Source organism: Mesorhizobium sp. B2-3-14, from assembly GCF_006442175.1.
Taxonomy (GTDB): Bacteria; Pseudomonadota; Alphaproteobacteria; order Rhizobiales; family Rhizobiaceae; genus Mesorhizobium; species Mesorhizobium australicum.
Genome location: NZ_VFVP01000004.1, coordinates 139,637 through 164,835, shown reverse-complemented (window position 1 = coordinate 164,835; position 25,199 = coordinate 139,637). Strand labels below are relative to the sequence as shown.

The following is a 25,199-nucleotide window of genomic DNA, read 5'->3' as shown; positions in this document are numbered from 1 at the left end:
TCCGCCCGGAATTGCCTCAAGACAAATAGTTGGAGCCGTTTCCGGGAAACGGCTCCAAGGGCCTTAGGCCGGCCTGACCAGGATGTGTTTTTTCCTGCCCAATGAAAGCTTTATAACGTTTTCCGGACTCAGATCCTGAAGCGTCACCAGCCGGCGGTCGTCGCCGACCGGCTGGTTGTTCAGGCGCACGGCGCCGCCCTGGATGTGCCGCCGTGCCTCGCCATTGGATGATGCCAGCCCGGCGCTGACCAACAGCGACAGGATGCCGACACCGGCTTCGAGCGCGGCCTTGTCCGCCTCGACGGCCGGCAAAGTGTCGGCGAGAGCGCCTTCCTCGAAAGTCTTTCGCGCCGTCTCGCTGGCCTGTTCGGCGGCCGCGCGGCCATGCAGATGGGCGGTAATCTCGGTCGCGAGGATCTTCTTTGCCTCGTTGATCTCGGAGCCGCCCAGCCGCTCGAGCCGTGCGACCTCGTCCAGCGGCAATGTGGTGTAGAGTTTCAGGAACCGGGCAACGTCGGCATCCTCGGTGTTGCGCCAGTACTGCCAGAACTCGTAAGGGCTCAGCATCTGCGGATCGAGCCAGACCGCACCCGACGCCGACTTGCCCATCTTGGCGCCGGACGAGGTGGTGAGCAGCGGCGTGGTCAGCGCATAGAGTTGCGCATCTTCCATACGGCGGCCGAGATCGATGCCGTTGATGATGTTGCCCCATTGGTCGGAGCCGCCCATCTGCAGGCGGCAGCCGAGGCGCTTGTAGAGTTCGACGAAATCATAGGCCTGCAGGATCATGTAATTGAATTCGAGGAACGAAAGCGATTGCTCGCGATCGAGCCGCAACTTGACGGAATCGAACGCAAGCATGCGGTTGACGGAAAAGTGCCGGCCGACATCGCGCAGGAAATTGACGTAGTTGATCTCCATCAGCCAGTCGGCATTGTTGACCATGACCGCGTCGTTCGGGCCACTGCCGAATTTAAGGTAGGGCATGAAGTTGCGGCGGATGCCGGCAAGATTGTCGTCGATGTCTTGCGGCGTCAGCAGCTTGCGCGCCTCGTCCTTGAAGGAGGGGTCGCCGATCATCGAGGTACCGCCGCCCATCAGTGCGATCGGCCGATGGCCGGTCTGCTGCAGCCAGTGCAGCATCATGATCTGGATCAGCGAGCCGGCATGCAGGCTCCTGGCTGTGGCGTCGAAGCCGATATAGGCCGTCACCGTCTCCTTGGCGAAGAGTTGATCGAGACCGGCATCATCCGAGGTCTGGTGGATGAAACCGCGCTCGCTCATCGTGCGCAGGAAATCGGATTTGAAGGCAGGCATGGTTTTTTCCCGAAAGCGTGTGCCCGTCCAGCGCGGGCATGTGTGAACGCGCGCGTTTAGCACCCAAGCGCGATCAGCAAAAGTGGAATCCGGTTTTGCGTCGGATCGCGCGCCAACAAGGAGTCCGCGATCAGCAAAAGTGGAATCCGGTTTTGCGGCCGGCGCGGATGGCATTTGCGAATCCTTGCCTCATCCATGCCGCTGGCGTAATGAGGCGCCGCGCAAGGGCAGCGCCCGCATGCCGCGACGGGGTCGTCCCGCAGATCAGATCCGGAAAGCTCCCGCGATGAACAGAAACTACCTCTTCCTCTTTCTGTTCAGCTTGGTCATGAGTTTCAGCGGCTTGGCGAGCCTTCCGCCGATCGACCGCGACGAGTCCCGCTTTGTCCAGGCGACCAAGCAGATGGTCGAAACCGGCGACTATATCGACATCCGCTTCCAGGATGTCTCGCGCTACAAGAAGCCGATCGGCATCTACTGGCTGCAATCGGCTGCCGTCGCATTGAGCGGCGAGGGCGCGGCCGCACCGATCTGGGTGTACCGCCTTGTCTCGATGCTCGGAATCGCGCTCGCTGTCCTAGGCATCGGCTGGACGGGCACAAAATTGTTCGGCGCCAATGCCGGCCTTGCCGCCGGCCTGATGATGGCGGCGATCTTCGCAACCGCGTTCGAGGGACGCGACGCCAAAACCGACGCCATGCTTCTGGCCTGCTGCGTGGCCGCGCAGGGCGCGCTGGCGCAAGTCTACCTGGCGTCGCGCCGCAACGAGCCGGTGGCCGGCCATCTGCCGTGGATATTCTGGTTCGCGCAAGGCGTCGGGATCCTCATCAAGGGGCCCGTGGCCCCGCTTCTGTCACTGCTGACGGCGGCCGCGCTGTTTGCTTTCGAACGCGACTGGCGCTGGCTTTTGAAGCTGAAGCTCGTGCGCGGCGTCGCGCTCGTTTTGCTCATCGTGCTGCCCTGGGTCGCTTTTATCGGCTGGAAGAGCGGCGGCGCCTTTTTTCAGGAAGCCGTCGGCAAGGATATGCTGAACAAGGTCGCGTCGGGAGAGGAATCGCACGGCCTGCCGCCTGGCTTCTACATGCTAACCTATTCGCTGTTCATGTGGCCGTTCGGCCTGATCGCGGTCGGCGCCGGCCTGCAGGCCCTCAATCGTGTGCGCGACGATTTCAGGCTGCGCTTTTGCCTGGCATGGTACATTCCGTTCTGGCTGGTGTTCGAACTCATCCCGACCAAACTGCCGCATTACGTCCTGCCGGCCTATCCCGGCATGGCGCTGCTGATCGGCTGGCTGCTGACGTTGTCGCCGCAGGACGCCAATGCGCCGCTCAAGCGCTGGCAGCAGTGGTTGTGGTGGTCGACCGCGTTCGGTCTGGTGGTGGTCAGCCTCGGGCTGGCGGCGGTCTGTATCGGGGCACCGATCTACCTTACGCACAGTTTCTCCTGGTGGAGCATTCCTGCGGCAGCGTCAGCGCTGGGCGCCGGTTATCTCGCATTCTCCAGGCAGTTGCAGGTGCCGCTGCCTCGCATTGGAGCCACCGCCGCCTGCGCGGGCATCACCTATGCCTTGCTGTTCGGGGTCATCGCGCCGTCGCTGAAGCCGATGTGGCTGAGCCCGGCGATCAGGCAAGCCGTGCTTGCCAACCAGGCATGCGACACAACGGTGCTGGCCTCGGCGCGGTATCAGGAGCCGAGCCTGGTGTTTCTGGTCGGCACGAAAACGGTGCTGACCGATGTCGGAGGCGTGGCGGAGCACCTGCTCGCCGATCCTGCCTGTGCCTTGGGGCTGGCCCCGATCGGGGATGAGCAGAAGCTGAATGGCATGCTGTCGGTGCGAGGCAAATCGGTGAACCGCGTCGCTGAAATCGATGGCCTCAACTATTCGTCGGGAGACAAACTGTCGCTCGGCCTTTATCGTGTGGCCCAATGACGGCTGGGTCGATGACAGAGTCCAGTTTCCAATGCTCGTGAAATCACGCCCACCAGTTACCAGCTTCCCCCTCGGGATAGGACGCCGGTCCCTCGGCAATTTTCGTGACACCCTGCGGATCGCAAGGCGGCGCCTCGCCGTTCGGCCCGCTCGCTATCCAAACATCTCATGGTGGGCGTGGGGACTGGTCTGGGTCTTTCTGACGGCAGCCGCCTTTGTTCGTCTCGATAGGCCGGCGGGGGTAGCCCATGGCCAATGGTCGGCGGGTGCCGCCAGGCTTGCCGAATTCTTCACGCAGTTCGGACTGGGCGGCTGGTATCTCATCCCGTCCGCGCTTCTGCTTGTCGCGGCCAATCTGACGGATTGGCGAAGCCTTTCGCGGCGCGCGCTGATGCTGGTCTACAGTTGGACTTGTCTCGCTTTTCTGGTGCTGAGCGCCGTTGGCTTGTCGGGCCTGACCGTCAATGTCCTGAAATATGCCATTGGCAGGGCGCGCCCGCTCTACTTCCAGGATTTTGGCGTCCTTGCACTGCACCCGTTTGCCTTCGATGCGCGCTTTGCCGGCTTTCCGTCCGGCCACGCCACGACGATGGGCGCCGTCTTCGGTATCCTGCTGCTTTTGTTTCCGCGGCGTTGGTATATCGCCCTGGTGGTCACCGGCTGCATCGCCTCGACCAGGATATTCGTCGGCGCGCACTATCCGAGCGACACCGTCGCCGGCTTCGGCCTCGGCTGTGCCTTCGCGGTGGCGTGCGGACTGGTCTTTGCCAGGCTCGGTTTCATCTTCCGGCCGGCAGCTTCAGGATTGCCGGTCCGCAAATCATCGTTCCGGCTTGTTGCCCCAGAAAAATAAGTCGCTGCCGAACCGTACCGCGGCATATGGCGAGGCGGACATTGCCCGCCCGCCCATAGCCCCGCGAACACGCCTGGCCTGATGTCTTAACGCAGCCGCTTTGGCCTCGGATCGGACAATTCTCCCGCCAGCCGTCGATCGAGATAATCGGAGCATTCCTCGATCAAGAGATCGGCGTCGTTGGCGAAAAAGTGGTTGGCGCCGGGCAGGGTCTTCTGCGTGATGGTGATGCCCTTCTGCGTATGCAGCTTGTCGACCAGCCCTTGCACATCCTTCGGCGGCGCCACCTTGTCGGCGTCGCCATGAATGATCAGGCCCGAAGACGGGCAGGGCGCCAGGAAGGAAAAATCATAGGTGTTGGGCTGCGGCGCGATCGAGATGAAGCCCTCGATCTCGGGCCGGCGCATCAGCAGCTGCATGCCGATCCACGAACCGAAGGAATAGCCGGCGACCCAGCAGCTCTTGGAATCCGGATGCAGCGACTGCACCCAGTCGAGTGCCGCCGCCGCGTCCGACAACTCGCCGGTGCCATGGTCGAACTCGCCCTGACTGCGGCCGATGCCGCGAAAATTGAAGCGCAGCGTGGTGAAATCACGCTTCTGGAACATGTAAAAGAGGTCGTAGACGATCTTGTTGTTCATCGTGCCGCCGAACTGCGGGTGCGGATGCAACACGATGGCAATTGGCGCGCTCTTTTCCCGCGAGGGCTGGTAGCGTCCCTCCAGGCGGCCGGCCGGACCGGTGAAAATGACCTCAGGCATGAAATACTCCACGTGACATACAAGTGCGCGGTGCCCGGAAACTGTTCCTCTGGCCCCGCTTCCACAGACCTTGACGCAGGGCGAGCGTCTTCATAGAAGCTAGTTTAGAATTGTTCAAAACTGGGTGGCCGAAACGCAATCGCCCGGTCGCCCTCGCCGCAAGCCGCGTAAATAGGACGGCTTGCCTTGGAATTTCAAGGAAATAACGCCATACGTCGGCGGAATGGCTTCTGACGGGAAGAACTGGACAAAAATGGCCGCGAGACGCGCCTATCTCGACTATAATGCCAGTGCGCCGCTGCTTTCAGCGGCGCGCGAGGCCATGGTCGCGGCGTTTGATGCGGCCAACCCTTCTTCGGTCCATGCCGAGGGGCGCGCCGCGCGTAGGCTCGTCGACAATGCCAGGCGCGACGTGGCGGCACTGGTCAACGGCAAGGCCGAACATGTCGTCTTCACTTCGGGTGCGACCGAGGCCGCCTCGGCGCTTCTGACGCCGGACTGGCGGATGGGGCGCGGCGCCATTCGCATGAGCCGGCTCTACGTGTGCGAGGCCGACCATCCGTGCCTGCTGAATGGCGGACGTTTCCCGGCAAGCCAGGTAACGCGGATCGGTGTCGACGCCGATGGCATCGTCAACCTCGACGCCTTGACCGCGGCGCTCGCCGGCCACGACAAGGCCGACGGTCTGCCGCTGGTGGCGATCCATGCCGCCAACAACGAAACCGGCGTCATCCAGCCGATCGATCGCATTGCCGAAATCGTCAAGGCGGAGGGCGGCATTCTTGTCGTCGATGCCGTGCAGGCCGCTGGCCGCGTCTCGATCGACATGGCGGCTGGATACGCCGACTATGCGATTGTGTCCTCACACAAGATCGGCGGCCCCAAGGGCGCCGGTGCCATCGTCGCCGCGGCCGACCTGATGATGCCGACGCCGCTGATCAATGGCGGCGGCCAGGAAAAAGGCCACCGTGGCGGCACCGAGAACCTGCCTGGCATTGCCGGGTTTGGCGCCGCTGCACGAGAAGCCCTGGCCGGACTGAAGGCCGTCGGTGCCGTGCGGCAGCGTCGCGATGAGGCCGAAGCCATCCTGAAGACGCTGGTGCCGGACGTGGAAATCTTCGGAACGGACGCGCCAAGGCTTGCCAACACGACATTCTTCGCTATTCCCGGCGTGAAAGCCGAAACCGCCCAGATCGCCTTCGATCTGGCAGGCGTGGCGCTTTCCGCCGGATCCGCCTGCTCGTCGGGCAAGGTCGGGCCGAGCCATGTGCTGAAAGCCATGGGGCACGGCGACAGCCTTGGCGCCCTGCGCGTCTCGGTCGGTGCCGCGACCGCCGCCGAGGACATCGAACTGTTCCGCACCGCGCTGGCAAGCATTGCCGCGCGTCGGGCGGGTAGAGATAAGGCCGCCTAGCGGTTGGAGCATCGGACCGGAGAATCCGATGCTTGAGAAAAACGGATTTGGGCCTTTCGGCCTGGTAGAGCCGTGCGTTTCATGCTGGCCGGGTGAATTTCCGGTGGAGGCGCACTATATTGAACTTACGCTGCCGCGGATGCTGCTCGGGCGTCCATTTGGCGGTGCCATAGTTTGAAAACTGTCGGGCCTTGACCCCGGCGTGGATGGAGAACGCTTATGCCTGCTGTGCAGGACACGATCGATCGGGTCCGAAAGATCGACGTCGACCAATACAAATACGGATTCCAGACCGAGATCGCCGTCGACAAGGCTCCCAAGGGCCTGAGCGAAGACATTATTCGTTTCATCTCGGCCAAGAAGGACGAACCGTCCTGGATGCTGGAATGGCGCCTCGAAGCCTATCGGCGCTGGCTGACGCTGGAAGAGCCGACCTGGGCGCGCGTCAACTACCCCAAGATCGACTTCCAGGACATCTACTATTACGCGGCGCCCAAGAGCACGCCCGGACCGACTTCGCTCAGCGACGTCGATCCTGAGATCTTGAAAGTCTACGAGAAACTCGGCATTCCGTTGAAGGAGCAGGAGATCCTCGCAGGCGTCCAGAAGACCGACGCCTCGGAGTTCGAGGAAGCCAGCGACAACGTCTACAAGTCGGGCCGCGTCGCCGTCGACGCCGTGTTCGATTCCGTGTCCGTCGTCACCACCTTCAAAAAGGAACTGGCGCAGGCCGGAGTCATCTTCTGCTCGATCTCCGAAGCCATCCGCGAGCATCCCGAACTGGTGCAGAAATATCTCGGCTCTGTCGTGCCGACCTCCGACAATTACTACGCCACACTGAATTCGGCCGTATTCACGGACGGGTCCTTCGTCTTCGTGCCGAAGGGGGTGCGCTGCCCGATGGAGCTGTCGACCTATTTCCGCATGAACGAGAAGAACACCGGACAGTTCGAGCGCACGCTGATCATCGCCGAGGAGGGGGCCTACGTCTCTTATCTCGAGGGCTGTACGGCGCCGCAACGCGACGAGAACCAGCTTCATGCGGCGGTGGTCGAACTGGTCGCGCTCGACGATGCCGAGATCAAATATTCGACGGTACAGAACTGGTACCCCGGCGACGCCGAGGGCAAGGGCGGCATCTACAATTTCGTCACCAAGCGCGGCGACTGCCGTGGCGACCGTTCGAAGATTTCGTGGACCCAGGTCGAGACCGGCTCGGCAATCACCTGGAAGTATCCAAGCTGCATCCTTCGCGGCGACGATTCCTCGGGCGAATTCTATTCGATCGCCGTGTCGAACGGCTATCAGCAGGTCGACAGCGGCACCAAGATGATCCATCTCGGCAAGAACACGTCGAGCCGCATCATCTCCAAGGGCATCGCCGCCGGCTTCTCGCAGAACACCTATCGCGGTCAGGTCTCGGCGCACCGCAAGGCGACCAATGCCCGCAATTTCACCAACTGCGACAGCCTGCTGATCGGCGACCAGTGCGGCGCCCACACCGTGCCCTACATGGAAGCCAAGAACTCGACGGCGCAGTTCGAGCATGAGGCGACGACGTCGAAGATTTCCGAGGACCAGAAATTCTACGTCATGCAGCGCGGCATTCCCGAGGAGGAAGCCATCGCGCTGATCGTCAACGGCTTCGTCAAGGACGTCATCCAGCAACTGCCGATGGAGTTCGCCGTCGAGGCGCAGAAGCTGATCGGCATCTCGCTGGAAGGCTCGGTGGGCTGACCAGCCCAGATAAATATTCAGGAAACAAAGAATGCTTGAGATCAAGAACCTGCACGCCCGCATCGTCGATGACGGCACCGAGATCATCCGCGGCCTGAACCTGACGGTGAAAGCCGGCGAGGTCGCCGCGATCATGGGCCCGAACGGCTCGGGCAAGTCGACCCTGTCCTACATCCTCGCCGGCCGCGAGGACTATGAGGTGACCGAAGGCGACATCCTCTACAACGGCCAGTCGATCCTCGAAATGGATCCGGCCGAGCGCGCTACGTCAGGAATTTTCCTCGCTTTCCAGTATCCGATGGAGATACCGGGCGTCGCGACCATGGAATTTCTCAAGGTGGCCATGAACGAGCAGCGCAAGGCGCGTGGTGAAGAGCCGCTGAAAATCCCGGAATTCCTCAAGCGCGTGAAGGAAGCCGCCGCCTCGCTCAGCATGGACATGGCGATGCTGAAGCGGCCGCTCAATGTCGGTTTTTCCGGTGGCGAGAAGAAGCGTGCCGAGATCCTGCAGATGAAGCTTCTGGAGCCGAAACTCTGCGTGCTCGACGAGACCGATTCCGGCCTCGACATCGATGCGCTGAAGATCGTCTCCGACGGCGTCAACGCGCTGCGGGCGCCGGACCGGGCATTCCTGGTCATCACCCACTATCAGCGCCTGCTCGAGCACATCGTGCCCGACAGCGTGCACGTGCTCTACAAGGGCCAGGTCATCAAGTCGGGCGACAAGTCCCTGGCGCTCGACCTTGAAGCCAATGGCTATGCCGGTGTGATCGGCGAAGCCGCGTGAGATGCCAGGTCATTTTGTGCCAAAAGACGGGGCAAAGCTGATGAATATGCACACACAACCGCAGCGCACACCGGCCGAGACAGCGTTGATCGACGCGTTCGGCGACCGGCTGTCGCTGTTGCCGGGCGACGGCGCGGTGATGCTGAAGCGCGACGATGCCATCGAAGCGATCAAGCACGGCTTGCCGACGCGACGCATCGAATCCTGGCATTATACCGACCTGCGCCGCCTTTTGAAGGCGGTGCCGGAGTTCGACCCGGCCGCCACGGCGAAAGCCATCGCGCCAATCGTCGACGGTTCGACGGTTCTAAGCCTGTTGAACGGCGTATCGAGTGCCAAGGCGCCGGTTGTCGAGGGCGTCAGCGTCCAGCGCCTGTCGGAAAAACTGACCGACGGCAGCATCGCGCCGGGCCTCGATCCCTATGGCAATGACGATGCCATCGGTGCGCTGAACACGGCTTTCGTTGCCGACGGCTACTTTGTCGAGGTCGCCGATGGCGCCGAACTGGAAAAGCCGATCGAGCTGCAGAATTTGCAGGCCGGCGGCCAGACCCATGTGCGCTTGGCCGTTCGCGTCGGCACCGGCGCCAAGGCCGTCATCGTCGAGCGTCAGGCGGGCGAGGGCGCGGCGCTGACCAGTTCGGTCAGCGAACTCGTGCTCGGCGAGGGCGCCGAGGTAACGTGGCTGATCGTGCAGGAACAGCCGGAGACGGCGACGCATCTGGCACAGTTCAAGGCCCATATCGGCAAGAACGCGAAACTGACGCTGTTCGTCATGAACGCCGGCGGCAAGCTTGTGCGCCAGGAGATCATGGTCAGGACGACAGGTGAGGGCGCCGACTTCCAATTGCGCGGCATCAACCTGCTCGCCGGCGACACCCACACCGACGTGACCATGGTGCTCGACCACGCCGTGCCGCACACGACCTCGACGGAGATCGTCCGCAACGTGGTGACGGGCAAGGCACGTGGCGTCTTCCAGGGCCGCATCAACGTCCATCAATATGCGCAGAAGACCAACGCCAAGATGGCCTGCAACACGCTGTTGCTGTCCGACGATGGCGAGTTCTCCACCAAGCCGGAGCTCGAAATCTTCGCCGACGATGTCGTCTGCGGCCACGGCGCGACGGTGACCGAGATCGACCACGACCATCTGTTCTACCTGATGGCGCGCGGCGTCGACGAAAAGAGCGCACGCGGTCTGCTGGTCAAAGCCTTCGTCGCCGAGGTGATCGAGGAACTGGACGACGAGACGATTGTCGAGGCGCTGGAAGCGAAGCTCGACGAGTGGTTTGTGACGCACGGGTGAAGCTGATGAACGCACCGGGCAAGATTGGAGATTTCTACGACGTCGAGGCGATCCGCCGCGATTTCCCGATCCTGTCGCGCGAAGTCTACGGCAAGCCGCTGGTCTATCTCGACAATGGCGCCTCGGCGCAGAAGCCGCGGGTGGTGCTGGACACGATCCAGCACGCCTATTCCCAGGAATACGCCAACGTCCATCGCGGCCTGCATTTTCTGTCCAATGCCGCCACCGACGCTTACGAAAAGGCGCGGGAAACGGTGCGCCGCTTTCTCAATGCGCCAAGCACCGACAACATCGTCTTCACCTCCAACACCACGTCGGCCATCAACACCGTCGCCTATGGCTATGGCATGCCCAATATCGGCGAGGGCGACGAGATCGTGCTGTCGATCATGGAGCACCACTCCAACATCGTGCCCTGGCACTTCATCCGCGAGCGGCAAGGCGCCAAGCTGGTCTGGGTGCCAGTCGACGATCTCGGCGTCTTCCACATCGAGGAATTCGAGAAACGGCTGACCGACCGCACCAAGCTCGTGGCCATCACGCAGATGTCGAACGCGCTGGGCACGGTGACACCGATCAAGGAGATCGTGCGCATCGCGCATTCGCGTGGAATTCCCGTGCTCGTCGACGGCAGCCAGAGCGCGGTGCACATGCCGATCGACGTGCAGGATCTCGACTGCGATTTCTTCGTCTTCACCGGCCACAAGGTCTATGGTCCCTCGGGCATCGGTGTCCTCTACGGCAAGAAGGATAGTCTCGCCGGCATGCGGCCTTTCATGGGCGGCGGCGAGATGATCGAGGAGGTGACGGAAGACATCGTCACCTACAACGAGCCGCCGCATCGCTTCGAGGCCGGCACGCCGCCGATCGTCCAGGCGATCGGACTGGGCGCCGCGCTCGACTATATGGACTCTGTCGGTCGTGAGCGCATCGCCGCGCATGAGGAAGACTTGAAGACCTACGCCCACGAGCGCCTGCGCGCCATCAACTCGCTGCGCATCTTCGGCGATGCGCCCGGCAAGGGCGCCATCATCTCCTTCGAGCTGCAAGGCATTCATGCCCATGACGTGTCGATGGTGATAGACAGGCAAGGCGTGGCGGTCCGTGCCGGCACCCATTGCGCCCAGCCGCTGTTGAAACGTTTCGGCGTAACCTCCACATGCAGGGCATCGTTCGGCATGTATAATACCAGGGCAGAAGTCGACGCTTTGGCCGAGGCGCTTGAAAAAGCGCGCAAATTCTTCGGATGACGATTTTTTCGGGTGACGACCATGGATGATGTGACCACCACCGAAGCTACGCCGGAAAACTCGGGTAACGGCGTCGTTTCCGCCTCGGCCATTCCCGCTGATGAGCTGGCGCGGCTGACCGACGATATCGTCTCGGCGCTGAAGACGGTCTACGACCCGGAAATCCCGGCCGATATTTACGAGCTTGGCCTCGTCTACAAGATCGACGTCGAGGACGACCGCTCGGTCAAGATCGACATGACGCTGACCGCGCCTGGCTGCCCGGTGGCCGGCGAAATGCCCGGCTGGGTGGAAAATGCCGTCGGCGCCGTCGAGGGCGTCTCCGGCGTCGAAGTCAACATGACTTTCGACCCACCCTGGACGCCCGACCGCATGTCGGAAGAGGCGCAGGTGGCGGTGGGCTGGTACTAGCGCCGCACCTGGCACACTTGCGCCGGTGGTAAAACTTCACCATTTTAGGTGAGGAATCATTCGGCAGGCCTTGAACCTGCATGGAATGGAGAAGGAAAAACATGGGACGCTTTGCCGTCATCACGATGACCGAAAAGGCCGCTGACCGGGTGCGCGAGATCGTCGCCACGCGCGAAAACGCGCATGGCATCCGCCTTGGCATTAAGAAGGGCGGCTGCGCCGGCATGGAATACACGGTCGATCTGGTGACCGAGCCCAACACCAAGGACGACCATATCGAGCGCGATGGCGCCCATGTCTATGTCGCGCCGGAAGCCGCCCTGTTCCTGTTCGGCACCGAGATGGATTTCGAGCAGACGACGCTGCGCACCGGTTTCACCTTCCACAACCCGAACCAGAGTTCGGCCTGCGGCTGCGGCGAGTCGGTCGAGTTGAAGCCGGCCGATCTCAAGGCGCTGGCCGAGGCGCGCGCCACGGCCTGATCTTCCTTCGCCCCGTAAACGGGGCGAAGAAAGCTACTCCACCCACATACCCGTCCGCTTGTGCCAGTCCGCGATCGATTCCTCGGGATAGACGTCGAACGTCTTGTCGCCTTTGCCGATCTCAGGCTCGACCCAGTTCGCCTTGTATTTCAGCATCAGATGCACTTTTTCGGGTGGTTTCGGCAGGTCGCTGTCGATCGCCGAGGCGAAGGGATGCACCAGCTCCGGCCAGGTTGGGTCGTAGAGCCAGAGCGCCGACCCGCATTTGCGGCAAAAATTGCGCTCCCCGGTCGAGATCTCGCAGTGGGGATGCTCGTCATCCTCGATCTCGGCGCGATAGACGCCGAGATTGCTCTTGCCCCTGATGTTCAGCGTCTCGTAGGCGGCGCCGAGATTGATGGCGAAACCGCCGCCGCCCTGCTGCTTACGGCAGATCGAGCAGTAGCACAGCATGAACGGCACGGGCGTGTGGCTTTCCACCTCGAAACGCACGGCGTTGCAGCGACAGGACCCCTTGAGCAGCACAGGCATGGCTAAAACTCCGACAGGATAGCCACAACCTGTCAGCATGATTTTGGTTGCGGCGATGACAAGGCCAAATGCCAGTGACATGATCGCGGCATGGACAATGAGCGCATCGCGGAACTGTTCGAGGGCCTCGGTCCGGTCAGCATCCGAAAACTATTCGGCGGCAAAGGCATCTATTTCGATGGCGTCATCGTCGCCATCGTGCTGCGCGGCGAATTGCTGCTGAAAGCCGACGCGCAGAGCGCATCGGAGTTCGAAGCCGCGGGCTGCCGGCAATGGACCTACACCGGCTCTCGCCACGGCAAGCTTGTCGCCATGCCCTATTGGAGCATTCCCGACAGCGCTTTCGACGATCCCGACGAAATGACGGTGTGGGCGCGACGCGCCTACGAAGCTGGGCGGCGGGCGGGGAAGTAGGCTCCCGCCAGCGCGAGGCCACCCCTCATCCGGCCGCTTCGCGGCCGCCTTCTCCCCGGCGGGGAGAAGAGGTTTGCGCTGAGGCCGCAAGTTCCTCTCCCCTCGGGGAGAGGTCGGATTGCCCCGAATTGCTCTTTGCAATTCGGTCTTGGTAATCCGGGTGAGGGGGACTCTCTTGGCAGTCCCTACAGCGCCTTGGCGATCTCAGCCGCCAGCCTTGCATTGTTCTCGACCAGCGCGATGTTGGTCTTCAGGCTGCGGCCGCCGGTGAGTTCGAGGATTTTTCCCAGCAGGAACGGCGTCACGGCCTTGCCGGTGACGTTGAGGGCTTCGGCCGCCTTTTGCGCGGCTTCGATGTAGCCCGCCATTTCTTCAGCGGGGATTTCGTGGGATTCCGGCACGGGATTGGCAATCAGCATGCCGCCGCCCAAGCCCAGAGCCAGGCGTGTCCGGTAGAGATGCGCGATATCTTCCGGTCCGTGCAAGGTCAATGGCGCCCGGAACGGTGACTGCCGCGACCAGAAGGCCGGCATCGTCTCGCAGCCATGGCCGACCACGGGCACGCCGCGCGTCTCCAGCACTTCCAGCGTCTTTTCGATATCGAGGATCGCCTTGGCGCCGGCCGAGACGACGATCACCGGTGTACGCGCCAATTCATCGAGGTCGGCCGAGATGTCGAAGCTCTTTTCCGCCCCCTTGTGCACGCCGCCAATGCCGCCGGTGGCGAACACCTTTATCCCGACCATGTCAGCCGCGATCATGGTGGCGGCGACCGTGGTGCCACCGGTGCGGCCCTGCGCGACGGCGAAGCCGAGATCGGCGCGCGACAGCTTCATGGCGTCACCGGTCATCGCCAGCGATTCGCGTTCGCCGTCCGAAAGCCCGATCTTGATGCGGCCGTTGACCACCGCGATGGTTGCCGGCACGGCGCCGCCGTCAGCGATGATCTTTTCGACGTTGGCCGCCATGGCGCCATTGTCGGGATAGGGCATGCCATGGGTGATGATGGTGCTTTCGAGCGCCACCACCGGGCGCCCGGCGGCCAGGGCCTGCGCCACCGGTGCGTGGATATCGATGAAGGGGCGGGCGGTCTCTGGCGTCATCTCTGATCTCCAATCCGGAGTGCGGCGCATCCATCAGGAAAGCGTAGCTTCACCGCGCGTTATGAACTTGCCGGGTCTCATGCCACTTCCCTGGCATCCGGCACAAGGGCCAGCGCTTCCGCGAAGCTCGCCGCGGTGAATTCGGGCACCGCGTCGGCGCTTTCGATGGCCAGCGTTGCCGCGGCGACGCCCTCGCGCACGGCGTGGCGCAGCGGCTGGCCCCGCAGCAGTGCTGCGACCGTCGCACCTGCCAGCGCGTCGCCGGCGCCGGTGACATCGGCGACTTTTCTGGGGGCAGGCGGCAGGATCGAAAAGGCGCCTGTCTCATCGAAACCCAGCACAGGGCCGCTGCCGGCCGTGACCACGCCGCTGGCAAGGCCGCTGCACCGCAACCCGTCGACCATTTCCCGCTCGGCGGCCGCTGCATTGACACCGGCCAGCACGACGGCCTCTCGCCGGTTCATGAAGAGCTGGGCCAGCCCGCCGAGAACCGGTATCAGCCGCGTTACCTTCGCCGGCGAAATCGCGATGGCGAAAACCGGTTTACCGGCGGCGAGCGACAGCAGCCGCTCCAGGGCGGCCGACGGCAGATTGGCGTCGCACAGGATGGCATCGGCGGCGGCCACCTCCTGGCGTATCTTGGAACGCCTGATCTGCTTGGGAAAAGCCAGGTCGTACAGTGCCATGTCGGCAAAGCCGACGATCAATTCGCCCTCGCGATCGATCAATGCCGTGTAGCTCGGCGTGGTACGGTCGAGGAACACCGCCGAAAGATCGGCGATGCCTGCCTCGGCGATGGCCCGTGAAACCGTATCGGCCGATGCATCGCCGCCCCGCATCGACACCAGGGAGGCCGACACGCCGCGCCGTACCATGCTGCGCAACGCGTTGAAGACGCCGCCGCCGACATCCTCGCGCATCGTGCCGGGATTGGAGGCTGCCGGCACGTAGGGACCGTACACCTGGCCACGCCGGTCGATATGGGCGCCGCCCACGGCCAGGATCTTCGGGGATTCCACCATGGCGGCGATATGACCTTTGTTGTTGCGGCCGCACAAGCGCTAGAGTGCGCGACAGAGCTTCGCATGCTGGTCGGCGATTCGGCCGGGCGATACGATCGAGCCGTCTGGCCCAATGCGGAGCCCGTTCGTGCCAGAGCTTGCGAGACAAAAAAAGAACAAACCGCGATATCCTTTGTTTTTCAGTTGGTTGTCACCCCTTGCCAAATGAGAACAAAAAAGGTACAAAATGGTAGGGATTACGGATTGTCCGGCCTTCATTGACGACCAAGGGGTGATGTATCATGGCTCAGAATTCTTTGCGGCTGGTAGAGGATAAGGCAGTGGACAAATCAAAGGCTCTGGATGCGGCGCTGTCGCAAATCGAGCGGGCTTTCGGCAAGGGCTCGATCATGCGGCTCGGCGCCAACGAGCAGGTCGTCGAGATCGAAACGGTGCCGACCGGCTCGCTCGGCCTCGACATCGCGCTCGGCGTCGGTGGCTTGCCGCGCGGCCGTATCATCGAGATCTATGGGCCGGAAAGCTCCGGCAAGACGACCCTGGCCCTGCACACCGTGGCTGAAGCCCAGAAGAAGGGCGGCATCTGCGCCTTCGTCGATGCCGAACACGCGCTCGATCCGGTCTACGCCCGCAAGCTCGGCGTCGATCTTGAAAACCTGCTGATCTCGCAGCCCGACACCGGCGAGCAGGCGCTCGAGATTTGCGACACGCTGGTGCGTTCCGGCGCCATCGACGTGCTGGTGGTCGATTCGGTGGCGGCGCTGACGCCGCGTGCCGAGATCGAGGGCGAGATGGGCGATTCGCTGCCGGGTCTGCAGGCCCGCCTGATGAGCCAGGCGCTGCGCAAGCTGACCGCGTCGATCTCGCGCTCCAACACCATGGTCATCTTCATCAACCAGATCCGCATGAAGATCGGCGTCATGTTCGGTTCGCCCGAAACCACGACCGGCGGCAACGCGCTGAAATTCTACGCTTCGGTTCGCCTCGACATCCGCCGTATCGGCTCGGTCAAGGATCGTGACGAGGTCGTCGGCAACCAGACCCGCGTCAAGGTGGTCAAGAACAAGTTGGCGCCGCCCTTCAAGGTGGTCGAGTTCGACATCATGTATGGCGAGGGCGTCTCCAAGACCGGCGAACTGGTCGACCTCGGCGTCAAGGCCGGCGTGGTCGAGAAATCGGGCGCCTGGTTCTCCTATAATTCGCAGCGTCTCGGCCAGGGCCGCGAGAATGCGAAACTGTTCCTGCGCGACAATCCCGATACCGCGCGCGAGATCGAGCTGGCGCTCAGGCAGAATGCCGGATTGATCGCCGAAAAGTTCCTCGAAAATGGTGGCTCCGAGGGCAATGGCGACGACGGTTTTGAGGACGAAGCCGGCGCGATGTAGGCAACGGTCAGAATTTGGCCATAAATCCAGACTATTAGTCAATGCTTAAGTAACAGAGTTCTGTAGTACCGCGTTCCAAACCGCCGGCCTTCGCGCCGGCGGTTTTCGTTTAGGCGGCCCCGCAAGTGCCGGTGCAAAGCGCGAATTGGCCCAATTCCGTGTTTCTGGACAGGGTCAAGAGCTACGGCTAAAAGGCCAGCTCCATCTTCTAGAAAATACAGAGCCATCTCCCGCCGGTCCGGCCGGCGGCTCTCTTGAAAAGGCAGTATCCATGAGTGGCGTCAACGAGATCCGGTCGACCTTTCTCGACTATTTCCGCAAGGAAGGCCACGAGGTCGTGGCCTCGAGCCCGCTCGTGCCGCGCAACGATCCGACATTGATGTTCACCAATGCCGGCATGGTGCAGTTCAAGAATGTCTTCACCGGTTTGGAGAAGCGGCCCTATTCGCGCGCCACCACAGCCCAGAAAAGCGTCCGCGCCGGCGGCAAGCACAACGATCTCGACAATGTCGGCTATACCGCGCGCCACCTGACCTTCTTCGAGATGCTCGGCAACTTCTCCTTCGGCGACTATTTCAAGGAGCGCGCCATCGAGCTTGCCTGGAACCTCATCACCAGGGAGTTCGGGCTGAAGAAGGACAAGCTGCTGGTCACCGTCTATCACACGGACGACGAGGCGGCTGGCTTCTGGAAGAAGATCGCCGGTTTCTCCGACGATCGCATCATCCGCATCCCGACCTCGGACAATTTCTGGGCGATGGGCGACACCGGTCCTTGCGGACCATGCTCGGAAATCTTCATCGATCGTGGCGAGCACATCTGGGGTGGACCTCCCGGCAGTCCCGAGGAAGACGGCGATCGCTTCCTCGAATTCTGGAACCTGGTGTTCATGCAGTATGAGCAGGTGACGAAAGAGGAGCGCGTCGACCTGCCGCGCCCGTCGATCGACACCGGCATGGGCCTGGAGCGCATGGCGTCCATCCTGCAAGGGGTGGAGAGCGTCTTCGAGACCGACCTGTTCCGTCATCTGATCGATGCGGCGTCCTCGGCACTTGGGCGCGCGCCCGACGCCGAAACGGTTGCGTCCTATCGCGTCATTGCCGATCATCTGCGCTCGTCCTCCTTCCTGGTCGCCGACGGCGTGCTGCCGTCGAACGAAGGCCGCGGCTATGTGCTGCGCCGCATCATGCGCCGCGCCATGCGCCATGCGCAGTTGCTGGGGGCGAACGAGCCGCTGATGTGGAAGCTGGTGCCGGCGCTGGTGCGCGAGATGGGCCAGGCCTATCCCGAACTGGCACGCGGCGAAACGATGATCGCCGAGACCCTGAAACTCGAGGAGACCCGTTTCCGCAAGACGCTGGTGCGCGGCCTCGGGCTGCTGTCCGAGGCGACGGAGAAGCTCGGCGCCGGCGACATGCTCGATGGCGAAACGGCATTCAAGCTCTACGACACCTATGGCTTCCCGCTCGACCTGACGCAGGACGCGCTGCGGCAGCGCAGCATCTCGGTCGACCTTGCCGGCTTCACCAATGCGATGGAGCAGCAGAAGGCGGAGGCGCGCAAGCACTGGGCCGGGTCCGGCGAGGCTGCCACCGAGACGGTTTGGTTCTCCGTGCGTGAAAAGACCGGCGCCACCGAATTCCTCGGCTACGAAACCGAGCAGGCGGAAGGCCTCATCGAGGCGCTGGTCAAGGACGGCAAGACCGTCGACAGCGCCGGCAAGGGCGATGCGGTCGCCGTGGTCGTCAACCAGACGCCGTTCTACGGCGAGTCCGGCGGCCAGATGGGTGACACCGGCATAATCTCGGGCGAGGGCTTCTCGATCGAGATTTCCGACACGCAGAAGAAGGCCGATGGCCTCTTCGTGCATCTCGGCAAGGTGGTCGCCGGCACGGTCAGTCCGGGTGCCGCGGTCGAACTTAAGGTCGATCATGCCAGGCGCTCCCGGCTGCGCGCCAACCACTCGGCGACGCACCTGATCCACGAGGCGTTGCGCGAGGTGCTGGGCACCCATGTCGCGCAGAAGGGTTCGCTGGTCGCACCCGAGCGTCTGCGCTTCGACATCTCGCACAACAAGCCGATCTCCGCGCAGGAGCTCGAAGAGGTCGAGCGCATGGCCAACGAGATCGTCGTGCAGAACGGCCCGGTGACCACGCGCCTGATGTCGGTCGACGACGCCATTGCCGAGGGCGCGATGGCGCTGTTCGGCGAGAAATATGGCGATGAGGTGCGCGTCGTGTCGATGGGCACCGGCTTGCATGGCGCCAAGGCCAACCGGCCCTATTCGGTCGAGCTCTGCGGCGGCACGCATGTCAGGGCGACCGGCGATATCGGCCTGGTGCGCATCGTCTCGGATGGTGCTGTCGCCGCCGGCGTGCGCCGCATCGAGGCATTGACCGGCGAGGCCGCGCGCAGGCATCTCGATGAGCAGGACCGACGCCTGAAGACCACGGCGGCGACGCTTAAGATTTCGCCCGCAGATGTGCCAGCGCGCGTCGAAGCGCTGCTCGAAGAGCGCAAGAAGCTCGAAAAGGACCTGGCCGAAGCGCGCAAGAAACTGGCGCTGGGCGGTGGGTCGCCTGCTGATGCTCCTGCCGCCAACGAGATCGTCGCTGGCGTCGGCTTTCTCGGCAAGGCGGTGTCAGGTGTCTCGCCAAAGGACCTGAAGCCGCTGGCCGATGCCGGCAAGACTTCGTTGGGTTCTGGCGTCGTCGTGTTCGTTGGCGCCGGAGAAGACAACAAGGCGAGCGTCGTGGTCGCTGTCACCGATGATCTCGTCGGCCGTTTCAGCGCTGTCGACCTTGTTCGCGTGGCCTCCGCCGCATTGGGCGGGCAGGGCGGCGGCGGCCGCCCCGACATGGCGCAGGCCGGCGGCCCGGATGCGTCGAGGGCCGATGATGCGATCGCGGCAGTGAGGGCGGCGCTCGAGGCAGCGTAGCTACCATGCGTGGGGCCAGGCGGGATCCCTTCTCTTGGGGCAGCGCTGCCCCTCATCTGGCTGCCGCCATTTTCTCCCCGTAGAACGGGGAGAAGGGCGCTTTCGTCGCGCCCTTCGCCAATCGCCCTCGTTGCAGAAGAGCGCCGACAACGCGACCAGCCTCTTTCTCCCCGTTCACGGGGAGAAATGCCCGGCAGGGGCGGCGCGACGTCGAGGAAGCTCACCTCGAGTTATACGCTTTTTCGGTACGCACGAAGCTCGGGCGGCCAGCCATTCGCAAATACAAATCCCAGATGCCTGCAAACTGCGCCAGCAATCCCCGCCCTTCTGGAACCTTGACGAAGTAGGCGATGATCGGCGCCGCGTGCAGATCGGCCAGGGTCAGCTGGTCGCCGAGCAGCCAGGGTCCATCTTGCTTCAGCGAGGTCAATACCTTCAGCACCGTCTCTGCCTGCCGCAGGCCATCCGCGATCAAGCTCTCGTCGGGCACTTCCTTCTCCAGACGCTCGACCGCGACATCCCAGACCATGGCCCGATAGCCATAGGCGTCGAACATGCCGATGATCTGGTTCATCCGCGCGCGGCCGCGCGGATCCTTTGGCTGCAAGGGTGGACCGTCGAAAGCGTCGTCGATATAGCGCGCGATCGCACTCGACTCGAACAGGCGGAACCCCTCATGCTCGAAGGCCGGGATGCGGCCGAACGGGTGGTGCTCGAAATACCAGGCGGGGATGCCCCCGGCGGCAAAGACATCGACCGGCACAAGCTCATAGTCGACGCCCTTCTCCTCCAGCGCCATGCGCGCTATGCGCACGTAAACACTGTAGTCCGCGCCGTACAGGACCGGTTTGGCCATGCTGCCAGTCCTTGCCTTCGTTTTCGTTTGACCCAAAAAGCGAAGGCTCCTTTTGGAGCCTTCGGCATGTGGAGCGGGAGATGTTTACGCCATTGCCTTCTGCAAATTCTCGTCGATCTTGTCGAGGAAGCCGGTGGTCGAGAGCCAGGGCTGGTCGGGGCCGATCAAGAGCGACAGGTCCTTGGTCATGAAGCCGCTCTCGACAGTCTGGATGCAGACCTTTTCCAGCGTCTCGGAAAAACGCTTCAGTTCGGCGTTGTCGTCGAGCTTGGCGCGGTGCGCGAGGCCTCGCGTCCAGGCGAAGATCGACGCGATCGAATTGGTCGAGGTTTCCTCGCCCTTCTGATGCTGGCGATAGTGGCGGGTGACGGTGCCGTGCGCGGCTTCCGCTTCGACGGTCTTGCCATCCGGCGTCATCAGCACCGAGGTCATCAGGCCGAGCGAACCGAACCCTTGCGCCACCGTGTCAGACTGGACGTCGCCGTCATAGTTCTTGCAGGCCCAGACATAGCCGCCCGACCATTTCAGGCTCGAGGCCACCATGTCGTCGATCAGGCGGTGCTCGTACCAAAGCTTCTTCGACTTGAACTCGGCCTCGAATTCAGCCTCGTAGACTTCCTGGAAAATATCCTTGAAGCGGCCGTCATAGGCCTTGAGGATGGTGTTCTTGGTCGACAGGTAGACCGGATAGTTGCGCAGCAGGCCGTAGTTCAGCGACGCCCGGGCGAATTCGCGGATGGACTCGTCGAGATTGTACATGGCCATGGCGACACCGGCGCCGGGCGCGTCGAACACGTCGTGCTCGATGACTTGGCCGTCCTCGCCGACGAACTTGATCGTCAGCTTGCCCTTGCCGGGAAAGCGGAAATCGGTGGCGCGATACTGGTCGCCGAAGGCGTGGCGACCGACGATGATTGGCTTGGTCCAGCCGGGCACCAGGCGCGGCACGTTCTTCATGATGATCGGCTCGCGAAAGATGGTGCCGCCCAAAATGTTGCGGATGGTGCCGTTCGGCGATTTCCACATCTTCTTCAGCTTGAATTCCTCGACGCGCTGCTCGTCGGGGGTGATGGTCGCGCATTTCACGCCGACACCGTATTTCTTGATGGCGTTGGCCGAATCGATGGTCACCTGGTCGTTGGTGGCGTCGCGATGCTCGATGCCCAGGTCGTAATATTCGAGCTTGAGGTCGAGATAAGGGTGGATCAGCTTGTCCTTGATGAACTGCCAGATGATGCGGGTCATCTCGTCGCCGTCGAGTTCGACGACCGGGTTCGCCACCTTGATCTTCGCCATGGAAAGAATGCCTCGTTGCTGGGAATGGGACGGCCTTGCCCGCGTGGCGTCGGCCGGGGATGCCGCCCGTATATCAAAGCGCTTTTGGCCACGCAAACGGCGATCGGTCACGAATGTGAGCCCACGGCGCCGTCATTTGCGAATGCTTCATTTTCGCGGCCGAATATGGCAGGGGACGCTGAAATGCCGCAAACAGCAGTTCATTGACAATCATGCCCATTACCAAAGATCCCGATAACACCGCAGCCGGCCCGGCGATCATCCTTGTCGAGCCGCAGCTCGGCGAGAATATCGGCATGGTCGCCCGCGCCATGGCCAATTTCGGACTGTCGGAACTGCGTCTGGTCAATCCGCGCGATGGCTGGCCGAGCGAGAAGGCGCGTGCCGCCGCCAGCCGTGCCGACCACGTCATCGATGCCGTCAAGGTTTTCGACGATCTGGCCTCGGCACTTGCCGACCTGAACTTCGTCTTCGCCACCACCGCAAGGCAGCGCGACGGTTTCAAATCCGTGCGTGGACCGGTGGAGGCGGGCAGGATGCTGCGCGCCCGTCACGCAATGGGGCAACGCACCGGTATCCTGTTCGGTCGCGAGCGCTTCGGCCTCTACAATGACGAGGTCGGCCTCGCCGACGAGATCGTCACTTTCCCGGTCGATCCTGATTTCTCCTCGCTCAACATCGCCCAGGCGGCCTTGCTGATGTCCTACGAGTGGATGAAGTCGGGCCTGGAGGACGAGACCAGGACCAATTTTTCGGGGCCGGAGATGAAGCCTGCAAGCAAGGAAGAATTGCACGGCCTGTTCACCTATCTCGAAGGCGCGCTCGAGGCGCGCGGCTATTTCAGGCCGGCGCCGAAGAAGCCGAAAATGGTCGACAACCTCCGCGCCGTGCTGACGCGGGCAGGCTTTGCCGAGCCGGAGCTCAAGGTGCTGCGCGGCATCATCTCTTCGCTTGACCGGTTCTCGCCGGCGATGCCGCGCGGCGATGGGTCACCTGGCGATGACCCGAGGCGTTTGCCCGCGGCGGCGGCGCGCGCCCGCAAGGCGGAGGCGACTGGTCGGGCGCCGGACGCTAGCGGCGACGACACGGACACGCCACTGCTCGGCGGCAAGGGAACCGACAATGACTGACCAGCCGATCCTGATGTTCGATTCCGGCGTCGGCGGTCTGACCGTGTTGCGCGAGGCACGCGTCCTGATGCCCGACCGGCGCTTTATCTATGTCGCCGACGATGCCGCTTTTCCTTTTGGCGCCTGGGAGGAGCCGGCCCTAAGAGAGCATATACTAGGATTATTCGCCAAACTGCTCGACCGCTTCGCGCCGGCCATCTCGGTTATCGCCTGCAACACCGCCTCGACACTGGTGATCGATGCGCTGCGCGAAAGATTTCCCGGCCATCCCTTCGTCGGCACGGTGCCGGCGGTCAAACCGGCGGCCGAGCGCACGCGCTCCGGGCTGGTCTCGGTGCTGGCGACGCCGGGCACGGTGAAGCGCCAGTACACGCGCGACCTGATCAGCAAATGGGCGCAGAAATGCCATGTCCGCCTGGTCGGCAGCGACAGGCTGGCTGGCCTGTCCGAAGCCTATATGCGCCAGGGCTTCGTCGACGAAGAGGCCGTGCGCGCCGAGATCGAGCCATGCTTCATCGAGCGCGACGGCATGCGCACCGACATCGTCGTGCTGGCCTGCACGCACTATCCCTTTCTGGTCAATCGCATGCGCAAGACCGCTCCCTGGCCGGTCGACTGGATCGATCCGGCCGAGGCGATCGCACGGCGCGCCCTTTCGCTGCTGCCGCCGATCAATGGGGCGCTGCCGCAAGCCGAGCCTGATATCGCGGTCTTCACCTCGGGCAAGGCGGACTTCGCCGTCAGCCGCCTGATGCAGGGGTTCGGGCTGACCGTTCACTTGGACAGCGGCAAAGCCGCCCGCCACTCAAACAGGTTCGAAGACGATGCTGCGTTGATCCGGATCGGCCAGGACTAGCCTAAGCGTCAGACCATCACCCTGTCTGAGCCCCGAGGCCTTCACGGTGGCAACGACAGCCATGTCGGCAAGCTGAATGCGCACGCCATAGTCGACGAAGTCGGTGACGACGGCTTTGAACGTCTCGCCCTCGCGCCCCTCCAGCATTACCGCCTCGGCAAGGTCGATGGCCGCGTGGTTGATCTGCGAAGCGCGGCTATCCGCGCGTCCCATCGCCTTCGGCAGCCTGGCAAACGCGTCGGTAACAGCCTGGGGCACGGTCTGGCCGTTGGCGATAGCCAGCGCGCAGCGCACGACATAACGATCGGCAAGGCGCCTCAGTGGGGCGGTTGCATGGGCATAGGTCGCGGCCATCGCCTCATGCCATGGGACAACGCCGTCCTGATACGGTTGATAGGATGCGCCGGGGCTTGCATGGCGGATTTCCAGCATCAGCGCCGCCTGATGCGGATCGGTCGGATCGAGGGTTCGCTGATAGTCCCGCAAGCTGGTCGAGGCCGGCCAGGACAGTCCGAGAGCCTGTGCCGCGTTGCGCAGCCTTTGAACCTTGAAGGCATCCGGCCCCGACATCACCCGAAAAAGGCCGGTATGATGCGCAAGCATGGCATCGGCGATCGCCATGTTGGCGGCCAGCGAAAGCGCGGCGTTGTCCTGCTCGGATTGCAGAAGCGGCCTGAACGAAAGCCGGAATGTGCCGTCGGCAAGCCTTTCCACCTCCTGCTCGGGTGGGTCGACGCGGGAAGCCCCACGGCGCCGCTCATTCGCCGCCATGCGCCGCGCCATTTCGGCGAAGCCGGCCGGGACATCGGAGGCCTTCACGCTGTCATAGGCGAGCTTCGCGCGGCTTTGAATGATTGCCCGCTCCGCGCCGTCCAACTTCGTCGCGCCGTCCTGCGCAACCCGAACCGTGAAGATAGCAGCTGGACGGGGTCCATCCGGCAACAGGCTCGCCGCACCCTCGGCAATTACCGGCGGATAGAGCCCGGCCTTGCCGTCCGGCAAGTAAAGCGTCTCGCCCCGCGTCCAGGCTTCGCGATCGATCGCGTCGCCGTCCTCGACGAACCAGGCCACGTCGGCGATGGCGTAATGAAGCAGAAGATCGCCACCGCTGGCCTCGATCGAGAACGCCTGATCGAGATCGGTGGAAGCAGCCGGATCGAGCGTGACGAACGGCATTTCAGTTCGATCGGCATGCTGGTTGGGCACACGTTTGGCCGCCGCCTCCGCCGCGGCAAGCACATCGGCCGGAAATCCGTCCGGAACGTGGAATTCGGCGCGGATTTTCGCCAGTCCCGCGGAGAGAACCTGTGAGGGATCGGTCAGGGATTTCATTCAGCCGTCCTACACTGGGGTTCCGGACACGAGAAGGCTGCCGACGAAAATCGCCGAGCGCGGCCAAGGGTTGGCACCAGGCGGACGG

23 protein-coding genes are annotated in these 25,199 nt (G+C 63.1%); 15 read left to right on the top strand and 8 right to left on the bottom strand.

What is annotated here, in order from left to right; all coding sequences use genetic code 11:
* Positions 1-63: 63 nt before the first annotated feature.
* The gene (gene tyrS, locus FJ950_RS12550) at positions 64-1,317 is read right to left on the bottom strand and encodes a tyrosine--tRNA ligase (RefSeq protein WP_140617011.1); all 1,254 of its coding nucleotides are present in this window, start codon (positions 1,315-1,317) and stop codon (positions 64-66) included.
* 286 nt (positions 1,318-1,603) lie between these two features.
* On the opposite strand from tyrS, the gene FJ950_RS12545 reads away from it, so the two are divergent.
* The gene (locus tag FJ950_RS12545; RefSeq protein WP_015318174.1) at positions 1,604-3,247 is read left to right on the top strand and encodes a glycosyltransferase family 39 protein; all 1,644 of its coding nucleotides are present in this window, start codon (positions 1,604-1,606) and stop codon (positions 3,245-3,247) included.
* A 31-nt stretch (positions 3,248-3,278) separates the two neighbouring features.
* On the top strand, positions 3,279-4,100 hold the full coding sequence (locus FJ950_RS12540; protein WP_140617010.1) for a phosphatase PAP2 family protein: 822 nt from the start codon (positions 3,279-3,281) through the stop codon (positions 4,098-4,100).
* Positions 4,101-4,186: 86 nt separating this feature from the next.
* On the opposite strand, the gene FJ950_RS12535 is transcribed toward FJ950_RS12540, so the two are convergent.
* A complete protein-coding gene (locus FJ950_RS12535; protein WP_015318172.1) occupies positions 4,187-4,861 on the bottom strand; it encodes an alpha/beta hydrolase in 675 nt (224 codons plus the stop codon).
* Between the two features lie 253 nt (positions 4,862-5,114).
* On the opposite strand from FJ950_RS12535, the gene FJ950_RS12530 reads away from it, so the two are divergent.
* The 8 genes from FJ950_RS12530 to sufA all read left to right on the top strand — a co-directional run bounded on the left by FJ950_RS12530 (position 5,115) and on the right by sufA (position 12,251).
* Positions 5,115-6,275, top strand: a complete 1,161-nt coding sequence (locus FJ950_RS12530) for a cysteine desulfurase family protein (protein WP_140617009.1) — start codon at positions 5,115-5,117, stop codon at positions 6,273-6,275.
* Positions 6,276-6,303: 28 nt separating this feature from the next.
* Positions 6,304-6,453, top strand: a complete 150-nt coding sequence (locus FJ950_RS29485) for a hypothetical protein (RefSeq protein WP_181171053.1) — start codon at positions 6,304-6,306, stop codon at positions 6,451-6,453.
* Positions 6,454-6,494: 41 nt separating this feature from the next.
* Positions 6,495-8,012 (top strand): Fe-S cluster assembly protein SufB, encoded by a 1,518-nt coding sequence (gene sufB / locus FJ950_RS12525; protein ID WP_140617008.1) that lies wholly within the window; start codon positions 6,495-6,497, stop codon positions 8,010-8,012.
* A gap of 31 nt (positions 8,013-8,043) precedes the next feature.
* Positions 8,044-8,799, top strand: a complete 756-nt coding sequence (gene sufC / locus FJ950_RS12520) for a Fe-S cluster assembly ATPase SufC (protein ID WP_015318168.1) — start codon at positions 8,044-8,046, stop codon at positions 8,797-8,799.
* Between the two features lie 40 nt (positions 8,800-8,839).
* Positions 8,840-10,108 carry a Fe-S cluster assembly protein SufD gene (gene sufD / locus FJ950_RS12515; RefSeq protein WP_140617007.1) on the top strand — a complete coding sequence of 423 codons (1,269 nt, stop codon included), beginning with the start codon at positions 8,840-8,842 and terminating at the stop codon, positions 10,106-10,108.
* Between the two features lie 5 nt (positions 10,109-10,113).
* Positions 10,114-11,358, top strand: a complete 1,245-nt coding sequence (locus FJ950_RS12510; RefSeq protein ID WP_140617006.1) for a cysteine desulfurase — start codon at positions 10,114-10,116, stop codon at positions 11,356-11,358.
* A gap of 21 nt (positions 11,359-11,379) precedes the next feature.
* Positions 11,380-11,769 carry an SUF system Fe-S cluster assembly protein gene (locus tag FJ950_RS12505; RefSeq protein WP_015318165.1) on the top strand — a complete coding sequence of 130 codons (390 nt, stop codon included), beginning with the start codon at positions 11,380-11,382 and terminating at the stop codon, positions 11,767-11,769.
* 101 nt (positions 11,770-11,870) lie between these two features.
* Complete coding sequence (gene sufA / locus FJ950_RS12500) at positions 11,871-12,251, top strand: Fe-S cluster assembly scaffold SufA (protein WP_015318164.1); 381 nt, start codon at positions 11,871-11,873, stop codon at positions 12,249-12,251.
* A 33-nt stretch (positions 12,252-12,284) separates the two neighbouring features.
* On the opposite strand, the gene FJ950_RS12495 is transcribed toward sufA, so the two are convergent.
* On the bottom strand, positions 12,285-12,782 hold the full coding sequence (locus tag FJ950_RS12495; protein ID WP_015318163.1) for a GFA family protein: 498 nt from the start codon (positions 12,780-12,782) through the stop codon (positions 12,285-12,287).
* Between the two features lie 90 nt (positions 12,783-12,872).
* Between FJ950_RS12495 and FJ950_RS12490 the strand changes: the two genes are divergently transcribed.
* Entirely contained in the window at positions 12,873-13,196 is a 324-nt protein-coding gene (locus FJ950_RS12490) for a TfoX/Sxy family protein (protein ID WP_015318162.1), read from the top strand.
* Between the two features lie 185 nt (positions 13,197-13,381).
* Here the strand turns inward: FJ950_RS12490 and FJ950_RS12485 are convergent, their stop codons facing one another.
* Both FJ950_RS12485 and FJ950_RS12480 read right to left on the bottom strand, forming a co-directional pair.
* A complete protein-coding gene (locus tag FJ950_RS12485) occupies positions 13,382-14,299 on the bottom strand; it encodes a pseudouridine-5'-phosphate glycosidase (protein ID WP_140617005.1) in 918 nt (305 codons plus the stop codon).
* A gap of 77 nt (positions 14,300-14,376) precedes the next feature.
* A complete protein-coding gene (locus tag FJ950_RS12480; protein ID WP_015318160.1) occupies positions 14,377-15,321 on the bottom strand; it encodes a carbohydrate kinase family protein in 945 nt (314 codons plus the stop codon).
* A gap of 281 nt (positions 15,322-15,602) precedes the next feature.
* Here FJ950_RS12480 and recA point away from each other — a divergent pair, with 281 nt between their 5' ends.
* On the top strand, positions 15,603-16,703 hold the full coding sequence (gene recA, locus FJ950_RS12475) for a recombinase RecA (protein ID WP_013895892.1): 1,101 nt from the start codon (positions 15,603-15,605) through the stop codon (positions 16,701-16,703).
* Positions 16,704-16,974: 271 nt separating this feature from the next.
* Positions 16,975-19,641, top strand: a complete 2,667-nt coding sequence (gene alaS, locus FJ950_RS12470; protein WP_140617004.1) for an alanine--tRNA ligase — start codon at positions 16,975-16,977, stop codon at positions 19,639-19,641.
* 220 nt (positions 19,642-19,861) lie between these two features.
* On the opposite strand, the gene FJ950_RS12465 is transcribed toward alaS, so the two are convergent.
* Positions 19,862-20,497 (bottom strand): glutathione S-transferase family protein, encoded by a 636-nt coding sequence (locus tag FJ950_RS12465; RefSeq protein WP_140617003.1) that lies wholly within the window; start codon positions 20,495-20,497, stop codon positions 19,862-19,864.
* A gap of 84 nt (positions 20,498-20,581) precedes the next feature.
* Positions 20,582-21,793, bottom strand: coding sequence for an NADP-dependent isocitrate dehydrogenase (locus FJ950_RS12460; RefSeq protein WP_140617002.1), 1,212 nt, complete (start codon positions 21,791-21,793; stop codon positions 20,582-20,584).
* 212 nt (positions 21,794-22,005) lie between these two features.
* Between FJ950_RS12460 and FJ950_RS12455 the strand changes: the two genes are divergently transcribed.
* Positions 22,006-22,923 (top strand): RNA methyltransferase, encoded by a 918-nt coding sequence (locus tag FJ950_RS12455; RefSeq protein ID WP_140617001.1) that lies wholly within the window; start codon positions 22,006-22,008, stop codon positions 22,921-22,923.
* Positions 22,916-23,779 carry a glutamate racemase gene (gene murI / locus FJ950_RS12450; RefSeq protein ID WP_140617000.1) on the top strand — a complete coding sequence of 288 codons (864 nt, stop codon included), beginning with the start codon at positions 22,916-22,918 and terminating at the stop codon, positions 23,777-23,779. Before FJ950_RS12455 ends, murI begins: the two co-directional genes overlap by 8 nt.
* Here the strand turns inward: murI and FJ950_RS12445 are convergent.
* The gene (locus FJ950_RS12445) at positions 23,729-25,111 is read right to left on the bottom strand and encodes an RNB domain-containing ribonuclease (protein WP_140616999.1); all 1,383 of its coding nucleotides are present in this window, start codon (positions 25,109-25,111) and stop codon (positions 23,729-23,731) included. The two genes, murI and FJ950_RS12445, sit on opposite strands and share 51 nt — an antisense overlap.
* Between the last annotated feature and the right edge of the window lie 88 nt (positions 25,112-25,199).